The 1,420-nt window shown below is 44.5% G+C and carries 2 protein-coding genes; both read left to right on the top strand.

Going from position 1 to position 1,420, the window contains the following annotated elements; translation table 11 throughout:
- Window positions 1–402: 402 nt before the first annotated feature.
- Window positions 403–786, top strand: a complete 384-nt coding sequence (locus NG798_RS27655) for a hypothetical protein (protein ID WP_261226934.1) — start codon at window positions 403–405, stop codon at window positions 784–786.
- 115 nt (window positions 787–901) lie between these two features.
- Complete coding sequence (locus NG798_RS27650) at window positions 902–1,111, top strand: hypothetical protein (protein ID WP_261226933.1); 210 nt, start codon at window positions 902–904, stop codon at window positions 1,109–1,111.
- The last annotated feature ends 309 nt before the right edge of the window (window positions 1,112–1,420 follow it).

Genomic DNA, 1,420 nt, shown 5'->3' with positions numbered 1-1,420 from the left:
CTTCTAGGCAATCTTTGGCGAATTGATCGTGGATAAAGCGGGTCATTATTAGGTAATTGAGATGCTTTGGGGTTTTTCTTATTATACAATGAAATTGTCTATGGAGAAATAAATGATTATAAAGAGAGTACGATTGCCTGCAATTTGTTCGATTCGATTTATAGCGGTTACTGAACTCGTGAGGGACACCAAAACATTGACCAAGTAAGACATTTAACCTTTAATTAGTGCCTCATTAGGCAGAGAAGCGCTATATCTATTATTCACATAAATTTTTTCCATTCATTTTTTCACTTATTGATTTGTGGAAATCTTGAAGGGTTACTTACTTTTGGAACAGACTATAGAGGACAATAGCAAGAACAATGAAAGTGAGGACAACGTAGGTGCTATCGCCAAGCCTTGCAAAGACAACCGTCATCCAATCGGCTCATCAACATCAACCATATAGCCACTGAAATATCCCCCGCACAATATCATCAGCCACCGGCCTACAAGCAGCAGCCAAAACGGTTGTATCCGCCATTGGCCACCGGCCCCCTCGTAGAGTCCCAGAACCACAGGCCCGTACAGACTTTCTACCGAGTTGCGAACGTCTCTACCAGCATCACCCCAGAAAGCCTGGTGTCTGTGACTGGCTTTTTAGCTACCTATCTACTAAGGGCATCTGTGACAACCACCATCCCATCGGCTCATCAACCCACCGGCTATCGGGTAGTACAGACATTCCACCGACTCGTCAACCCATCGGCATTGAGTACAGTCCCACCGACCACCGGCCATTAACCAGTAGCGAGACTCCAGGGGTTCAAAGTACCACTAATCATAAGAATGTCCGTTTTGTGGTGCCGGTGCATTAAAAATATCCACCATTTTTCGGCAGGTTCAGAATGTCCCCACGATGAATGAAGGGGAAACACGGGGAGTTGGGGGGCACAAAAATAAAACCATTTTAGATAGGTCGGTGCCGGTGTTCAAATCTTGGGATATTTTTGACAGGCCGGTGGCGGTGTTGAAATCTTCGGATGTTTTAGACAAGCTGGTGCCACCTTTGAATTGTTGGATATTTTTGATAGGCCGGTGCTCCCCTGGAAAGGTTGGATATTTTTGATAGGTCGGTGTTCCCCTGGAAAGGCCGGATGTTTTAAACAGGCCGGTGCCACCTTTGAATAATTGGATGTTTTAAACAGGCCGATGCCACCTTTGAATAATTGAATCTTTTAAAGACACCGGTGCCACCTTATAAATAGTAGATATTTGTGGGAAGGCCGATATCTTCATTTTATAGTCGAATACTTTAGATCGGCAGGTGTCATCGTTCAATAGTAGAATCTGGCATCAAGAGCCACCGGCTCGGAGATTTATTAGTGCTGGTGCCGGTGTAGAACATAATTTTTGCCAGCGTCTTTAGAGAAATTTC

The organism is Ancylothrix sp. D3o (assembly GCF_025370775.1).
Taxonomy (GTDB): Bacteria; Cyanobacteriota; Cyanobacteriia; order Cyanobacteriales; family Oscillatoriaceae; genus Ancylothrix.
This window is presented reverse-complemented; position numbering and strand designations above follow the sequence as displayed.